Below are 6,836 nucleotides of genomic sequence, written 5' to 3'. Positions count from 1 at the left end.
CAGAATTTGCTTGGCGACCATAGCGTTATGGACCCACCTGACTCCATGCCGAACTCAGTAGTGAAACGTAACAGCGCCGATGGTAGTGTGGGGTCTCCCCATGTGAGAGTAGGACATCGCCAGGCTTCCAATTTAGAAAAGCCCTGACCTGACGGTCAGGGCTTTTTTGCATCTGCATCTTTCCTTACATAGTACTGCTACCGTTTTGCCAACATTACTAAAAACTTCCTGACCGCTCTGGAGATAATAAAGCGCTATACACAGCGTTTGGTAACAAGCAAATAATAGGCATAAAAAAACACCACCTTCTAAGGTGGTGTTTTTTTAGTTCCATGAGTGAGTTAAGCGCTGAACTCATCCAGCGCTTCTATAACGTGAATACCTGCATCACGCATTTCAGCGCAGCCAGTTTCCGTGGTTTCTTCAGCAATGCCTCGACAAGCTTCCAGGTTAACCCAAACATCAAATCCACCATGTAGTTTTAACTGCATGGCAGTGGTTTTAACGCAGTAGTCGGTGGCGAGACCACCGACTAATACAGTGGTGACTTCTTTTGCTTTCAGCCACTCAATAAGACCAGTGCTGAGCTTTTCCTGAATATCGTGAAAACATGCCCCATATGGATGCAAGTCAGGCTCAACACCTTTCCAAATGACATGATCATATTCAGTCACTTCAGGGAGCCCTGGAATAGTTTCAAAGCCCTCAGTGCCAGGCACTGCATGGGACACCCAAGTAAGATCCGCATTGGCATGTTCCAAAGGCGCTAACATCTTATCGTGACTGCCGACCACCCATACCGCATTAACAGGATGCGCATCCTTGGTAAGGACTCGAAATCTTGCCTTCCTGGCTTGCTCGTTGAGGGCGGGAGCAATTTGATCACCACCGCCTACGGGCAACTCTCCAGGACAAATAGGCGTAAAGGTTTTCTGAGGGTCAACATCGATAGACGCAATCACTTCTGACTCCTTACAGGATCTGATTCAGCAAATGATCTGCTCTGATACGTTTAATACGTTTGAGCAGTTTTTTCACTTGAGCTGGATAGACTTCTAACTTTTCGATCTGTTTATAGCTGCCAATGAGTTGAGTGTGTTCCAAGATCTTGTCGATTTCCTTTTGTGCTTCTGCTTCAAGCAAACGGCGTTTATCGTGAAGCAGAATAGCGTTCTCAAGATCAAGCTTCCATGCGCGAGGGTTAAGGTTGTTACCGGTCAGCAGCATGTAAGATCTGTCTACCCAAATCCCCTTGAGATGGAAGCTATTGTCATCATGTTTCCAAAGGTGAATTTTGAGTTGACGTTTGGCAATGGCAGCCTCGTTACGACGCGCGAAGTTACGAAGGTTTATTTCATACAGGTAAGGCAGGCCAGAAATTGTTTTAAACGGCTCACTCGGTGGAATATAGAAATCATTCGCTGTTTTATCACCAACGATAATGGTGACATTCACACCGCGGCGCAGTGCGCTTCGGATCTCCCGGGCCACACTACGAGGTGGGTTGAAGTAAGGTGTGCAAATGATGAGCTCATTTTCCGCGCTGGCGATCAGGCGGCAAATCTGCATATTCAGAAAGTTCTTACGCTTACCCAATCCCACCATTGGTGTCAGGCCAATCTGATCGTCATTGATATGCTGAGAGATAAAGTTATAGCTTGCAGCTTGCAGGCGCGCGCGGAGGTTGCGGATAGCTGGCTTCAGTACCTTTACTTCAGGGCGCTTAGGCTGTGCAAGACAGGTCACCGCATCACTGGCGACTAATGTATTGCCGATAAAGCCCGCCATGCAATCAGCTAATGTTTTGCTGTTAATGACGTGGTAGCGGTCGTAGCGATAGCGCTCATGCTGAGCAAGATAGACGTCATTAAGGCTGGCACCGCTATAGATAACGGTGTCATCAAAGACAAAACCTTTCAGGTGAAGCACACCAAAAACTTCGCGGTTTCTCACCGGTACGCCTAATACATCAATCTTATGTTGGTACTTTTCTGCGTATTCACGGTAGAGTGCGGCATTCCCGTCAGACTTGTCTGCGCCAATCAAGCCACGTTGAGCACGGTGCCAGTCAACCAGCACTTTAATATCTAAAACTGGATTCTTTTGTTTTGCTTCGTAGAGCGCGTCAAGAATATTACGCCCTGCCTCGTCGTCTTGCAGATAAAGCGCAACAAGGTAAATACGATGTTTAGCGTTTGCTATCTCGTGAAGCAGGCGCTCCCTGAAGGTGCTCGCATCGAGCAGCGTCTCTAGCTGGTCTGGACGGTGCGCAATTTTCGGGAGCTGATCGATCAACTGCTTATTGGCAGTAGCTGAAACCATTGTTGCCTCATTAAGTTCGACACTGGGTCGTGTTAACGCAAATCAAACCCTGTATTGTACCAGAAATTGTGCAATTTCCAGCGATATCGATGTGTCAGCTATCTCGATTTACAACTGTGACATTGAGTTGTGACCCATTGGGATAAGATCTTTACCACTGTTGCAGTAGCTTTGGTATCGGCCACGTAATTCTTCGGGCAGATTACTGACCTCGATCACTTCAAATCCAGCCTCTTTGTAGAGGTTTTCTAAATAGCGATACGCAAGACAATAGCAAGTCTTGGTCTGGATCTGAGTTTGAACGGCATTGAGGAAAGCTTCTCCCTGCTTTTTCCCTCGTTGCTCGGGGGCAATAAGCATACCGGTCAGAAGTTGGAAGTCAGGAAACTGCCTGAATCTGACTGAACCAAAAAGGCCGCTGTTGTTTTCTGCAGTCCAAATGATTTCATCTTTCTTAGGCTTCCCTGCTGGATAATGTGTTTTGTAAAAACGCGCCACCAGTGGAAAACGGAGTGGGTCGAGAAGGGCATATCGGGTGTCGGCCATGGTTATCAAATCACTGTGAATTCAAGGCGGATGGGGTAGTATACATCACTAAGACTTTATCAAAACGAAACTGCGATCCGAATGAATATCCTGTCTACTACATCGCTTAAACCATTTCACACCTTTGGTATTGATGTTCAGGCCAAAGCCATTATTGAAGCGCAAAGCGCGGAAGATTTTATCAAGATCTGGCGTGATCGTGCTGACGAGCCAAAGATCGTCCTTGGCGAAGGCAGTAATCTTCTGTTCTGTGAAGATTTTGACGGGATCGTGATTCTAAATCGCCTAAAGGGTATTGATGTTGAAGAGACAGCTTCGCATTGGCACCTTCATGTAGCTGGCGGTGAAAACTGGCACCATTTGGTGAAATGGACAGTTGAACAGGGTATGCCTGGTCTTGAGAACCTTGCGCTTATCCCTGGCCTTGTAGGTTCTGCCCCCATTCAGAACATCGGTGCTTATGGTGTTGAGCTGAATGAGCGGTGTGAGTATGTCGATGTCCTGATGCTTGAAACCGGCGAAGTCATTCGCATGGGAGCAGGGGCTTGTGAATTTGGTTACAGGGACTCGGTGTTCAAACGTGAACTCAAAGATAAAGCCATTATTCTTGCTGTAGGTTTCCAGTTATCTAAAGCTTGGAAGCCAGTGATAGGTTATGGGGCACTGGGAGATTTGGCGAGTAAGGATGATGTTTCCGCCAAAGAGGTGTTTGATAAAGTCTGCGAAATTCGAAGTGAAAAACTGCCTGATCCTAATCTGTTAGGAAATGCTGGGAGCTTCTTTAAAAACCCAGTTGTGCCTAAGACACAGATAAAATCTCTCTTAGCTGATAATGAAAAGATACCATCGTTTGAAGTATCGAACTCAGAAGTGAAGCTTGCTGCGGGCTGGCTTATCGATCAGTGTGGTTTAAAGGGCAAAAGCGTCGGTGGTGCCTCCGTTCATGATAAGCAGGCATTGGTGCTGGTAAATAGTGGTGGTGCAACAGCCAGTGATGTCGTGACTCTCGCGAAAGAAGTGGTTGATACTGTTCAACAACGTTTTGGAGTCTTGTTAGAACACGAGGTTCGCTTTATGGGTGCGACACAAGAGACCACATTGGAGGCAATATGCCAGCGCTAGATAATACCCCCCGTCTGGCACTTATAAAAATGCTGGCAGACGGCCAGTTTCACTCGGGCGAAAAATTGGGTGAAGAGCTCGGTATGAGCCGAGCTGCAATCAGCAAACACATCAAGGTTCTACAACAGTGGGGTGTGGATGTGTTCCGTGTTCAGGGGAAAGGCTATTGCCTGCCTGCGCCGCTTAATCTCCTTGATGAAGGTGCGCTGAACGCGCAACTAAACGTTCCTGCATTTGAGCTTATCCCCGTGATTGACTCTACAAACCAGCATCTTCTGGATCGTGTAGGTCAGTTGGAGTCTGGTTCTGCTTGTCTTGCCGAATATCAACAGGCAGGCCGTGGACGCCGTGGCAGGACGTGGTTTTCTCCTTTTGGTGCCAACCTCTACCTTTCCATGTATTGGCGATTGGATGCAGGTATGGCTGCTGCGATGGGACTAAGCCTTGTTGTGGGCGTTTCAATGGCTGAGACTTTACAGAATCTGGGTGCTGAAGGCGTCAAAGTGAAGTGGCCGAATGACCTTTACTGGAATGACAAGAAGCTTGCCGGCATTTTGGTAGAAATGACAGGTCAGGCTGGCGATGCCGCTCATTTGGTTATTGGTATGGGGCTGAACGTTTCAATGCCTGAAACGGAAAAGGTGGATCAAAGTTGGGCAAATCTTCAGGATGCTTGCTATTCACTTCCCGATAAAAACGCTTTGGCAGCAGCTTTAATAAATGGCGTAACAGAAGCACTGAAGCAATATGAAGAAACTGGAATGGCAGGCTTCGTGCCACGCTGGGACAGCTATGACAACTTTCAGGGTCGTGCGGTGAAATTACTGCTGGGTGAGCGAGTGGTTAAGGGGATTGCGCGCGGGATCAATGAGCAAGGGGCTTTGCTGTTGGAAACCGAAAATGGCATTACCCCATATCTCGGCGGAGAAATCAGTCTGCGCGCTGACGACTAAGCTATTTCCTAACTTTTACGGTTTGAACCGCGTGATTGGTTCCTTTCTGGAGGATTAAGCCAGCACGCTCACGCGTAGGAAGAATGTTCTCTTCCAGGTTCTTGCCGTTAATCTCTTCCCAAATACCTGATGCGGTCTGTACTGCTTCATCATGCGAAAGCTTGGTGTAGTGGTGGAAATAGGACGTTGGGTTCTGAAACGCACCTTTGCGGAACGCCATAAAGCGCTCGATATACCAGGTTTTCAGCAGTTCGCTGTCGGCATCAACATAGATAGAAAAATCCAAGAAGTCCGAGATAAAAACGCGGTGAGGGTCGTGCGGGTAATCCATACCACTTTGCAATACATTCAGACCTTCCACGATCAAAATGTCCGGCTGTTGGACGACTTTGGTATCTTCAGTGATGTCATAGACCAGATGCGAATAGACGGGCGCTTCGACCCGCGATTTCCCTGATTTAACATCTGCAACGAACTGCACCAGACCTCGGATATCGTAAGACTCTGGGAATCCCTTCTTCTTCATCAATCCACGTTCATTGAGGATCTTGTTGGGATGAAGAAAACCATCAGTGGTGATGAGCTCGACTTTTGGGTGCTCAGGCCAGCGTTCCAGCAGTGCTTTCAGCAAACGTGCAGTTGTACTTTTTCCGACTGCCACGCTGCCAGCAATACCAATCACATACGGAACATTATTGTCTTTTTGCCCCAAAAAGTGCTCAAGCACTTGGGTGCGACCTTTTCGCGCTTTTACATACAAATTCAGCAATCGCGAAAGCGGCAGGTAGATATCCCGCACTTCATTCATCGTCAAATGCTCGTTAATACCACGCAGCTTTTCGAGATCGGTCTCGTCAAGCGTCATTGGTACTGAGTCGCGCAATTCTGACCATTGCTCACGGTCAAACGACAAATATGGAGTTAGTAAATCACTCATGCTCTGGATGAATCTGTGTGTTAAGGAGAGCGACAATACCTTATCGATGCGGTTTGTGGAAGTATGGAGGGGATTTAACGCTGCGCCATCTAGCTAAAAAACGGAGCAAATTGGTGAATTAATGCCCCATAAGATCTTATTTGGGTGAAATTTTTAAATTACCTATTGCAACGCTAAAAATCATTGAATAGAATGCGCAGCACTTGTCGCCGGCTTAGCTCAGTTGGTAGAGCAACTGACTTGTAATCAGTAGGTCGCCAGTTCGATTCCGGCAGCCGGCACCATTACGACAAAAAAGAACAATTTGGTGGGATTCCCGAGTGGCCAAAGGGATCAGACTGTAAATCTGACGGCTCCGCCTTCGAAGGTTCGAATCCTTCTCCCACCACCATTATTTCAAATAGTTTGAATAGCTCTACGAGAAACTGAAAGCGGGCATCGTATAATGGCTATTACCTCAGCCTTCCAAGCTGATGATGCGGGTTCGATTCCCGCTGCCCGCTCCAATCTTATAGTGCTGATATAGCTCAGTTGGTAGAGCGCACCCTTGGTAAGGGTGAGGTCCCCAGTTCAAATCTGGGTATCAGCACCACTCTTTCTCCCCAAAGTTACTTCAAGCCATTTGTCATATACTCAACAAAAATCCGTTTGTTGTATGTGTGGTCGTTAAACCACCAAAATACCGTGCTTAGAGGGACTGTCATGTCTAAAGAAAAATTTGAACGTACGAAACCGCACGTTAACGTTGGTACTATCGGCCACGTTGACCACGGTAAAACCACTCTGACTGCAGCAATCTGTACTGTACTGTCTAAAACTTACGGCGGTGCAGCGCGTGACTTCGCATCAATCGATAACGCGCCAGAAGAGCGCGAGCGTGGTATCACTATCTCTACTTCACACGTAGAGTACGATACTCCAACTCGCCACTACGCACACGTAGACTGCCCAGGACA

Annotated in this window: 7 protein-coding genes, 4 tRNA genes and 1 rRNA gene; 8 read left to right on the top strand and 4 right to left on the bottom strand. The window is 47.4% G+C overall.

Features of this window, described 5'->3' with window-relative positions:
* Nucleotides 1-9 precede the first annotated feature (9 nt).
* Nucleotides 10-125: ribosomal RNA gene (gene rrf / locus GCE9029_RS25075) — 5S ribosomal RNA — on the top strand.
* Between the two features lie 216 nt (nucleotides 126-341).
* Here rrf and GCE9029_RS25070 read toward each other — a convergent pair.
* The 3 genes from GCE9029_RS25070 to GCE9029_RS25060 all read right to left on the bottom strand — a co-directional run bounded on the left by GCE9029_RS25070 (nucleotide 342) and on the right by GCE9029_RS25060 (nucleotide 2,868).
* Nucleotides 342-962 carry a nicotinamidase gene (locus tag GCE9029_RS25070; RefSeq protein WP_062667965.1) on the bottom strand — a complete coding sequence of 207 codons (621 nt, stop codon included), beginning with the start codon at nucleotides 960-962 and terminating at the stop codon, nucleotides 342-344.
* A 10-nt stretch (nucleotides 963-972) separates the two neighbouring features.
* Complete coding sequence (pssA, locus tag GCE9029_RS25065) at nucleotides 973-2,322, bottom strand: CDP-diacylglycerol--serine O-phosphatidyltransferase (protein WP_062667963.1); 1,350 nt, start codon at nucleotides 2,320-2,322, stop codon at nucleotides 973-975.
* Between the two features lie 108 nt (nucleotides 2,323-2,430).
* Nucleotides 2,431-2,868, bottom strand: a complete 438-nt coding sequence (locus tag GCE9029_RS25060) for a GNAT family N-acetyltransferase (protein ID WP_062667961.1) — start codon at nucleotides 2,866-2,868, stop codon at nucleotides 2,431-2,433.
* Nucleotides 2,869-2,949: 81 nt separating this feature from the next.
* Between GCE9029_RS25060 and murB the strand changes: the two genes are divergently transcribed.
* Both murB and birA read left to right on the top strand, forming a co-directional pair.
* Nucleotides 2,950-3,990, top strand: coding sequence for a UDP-N-acetylmuramate dehydrogenase (gene murB / locus GCE9029_RS25055; protein WP_062667960.1), 1,041 nt, complete (start codon nucleotides 2,950-2,952; stop codon nucleotides 3,988-3,990).
* The gene (birA, locus tag GCE9029_RS25050; protein WP_062667959.1) at nucleotides 3,978-4,943 is read left to right on the top strand and encodes a bifunctional biotin--[acetyl-CoA-carboxylase] ligase/biotin operon repressor BirA; all 966 of its coding nucleotides are present in this window, start codon (nucleotides 3,978-3,980) and stop codon (nucleotides 4,941-4,943) included. The genes murB and birA overlap by 13 nt, the downstream gene beginning before the upstream one ends.
* A gap of 1 nt (nucleotide 4,944) precedes the next feature.
* On the opposite strand, the gene coaA is transcribed toward birA, so the two are convergent.
* A complete protein-coding gene (coaA, locus tag GCE9029_RS25045; RefSeq protein WP_062667958.1) occupies nucleotides 4,945-5,880 on the bottom strand; it encodes a type I pantothenate kinase in 936 nt (311 codons plus the stop codon).
* A 208-nt stretch (nucleotides 5,881-6,088) separates the two neighbouring features.
* Here coaA and GCE9029_RS25040 point away from each other — a divergent pair.
* The 5 genes from GCE9029_RS25040 to GCE9029_RS25020 all read left to right on the top strand — a co-directional run.
* A tRNA-Thr gene (locus GCE9029_RS25040) sits at nucleotides 6,089-6,164 on the top strand.
* Nucleotides 6,165-6,186: 22 nt separating this feature from the next.
* Nucleotides 6,187-6,271, top strand: a tRNA-Tyr gene (locus GCE9029_RS25035).
* Between the two features lie 40 nt (nucleotides 6,272-6,311).
* Nucleotides 6,312-6,386: transfer RNA gene (locus GCE9029_RS25030), tRNA-Gly, on the top strand.
* A gap of 10 nt (nucleotides 6,387-6,396) precedes the next feature.
* Nucleotides 6,397-6,472, top strand: a tRNA-Thr gene (locus GCE9029_RS25025).
* Nucleotides 6,473-6,582: 110 nt separating this feature from the next.
* On the top strand, nucleotides 6,583-6,836 hold a 254-nt coding region (locus GCE9029_RS25020; protein ID WP_231870200.1), incomplete at its 3' end, for a GTP-binding protein.

This window comes from Grimontia celer (assembly GCF_900055185.1).
GTDB classification, from domain to species: Bacteria; Pseudomonadota; Gammaproteobacteria; order Enterobacterales; family Vibrionaceae; genus Enterovibrio; species Enterovibrio celer.
The sequence above is the reverse complement of the archived record's forward strand: the minus strand, read 5'-3'. Positions and strand labels throughout refer to the sequence as shown.

Bases quoted from the DNA above. Each gene is read 5' to 3' on its own strand.
- pssA (WP_062667963.1), bottom strand. From the start codon at position 2,322: ATGGTTTCAGCTACTGCCAATAAGCAGTTGATCGATCAGCTCCCGAAA.
- GCE9029_RS25060 (WP_062667961.1), bottom strand. From the start codon at position 2,868: ATGGCCGACACCCGATATGCCCTTCTCGACCCACTCCGTTTTCCACTG.
- murB (WP_062667960.1), top strand. From the start codon at position 2,950: ATGAATATCCTGTCTACTACATCGCTTAAACCATTTCACACCTTTGGT.
- birA (WP_062667959.1), top strand. From the start codon at position 3,978: ATGCCAGCGCTAGATAATACCCCCCGTCTGGCACTTATAAAAATGCTG.
- coaA (WP_062667958.1), bottom strand. From the start codon at position 5,880: ATGAGTGATTTACTAACTCCATATTTGTCGTTTGACCGTGAGCAATGG.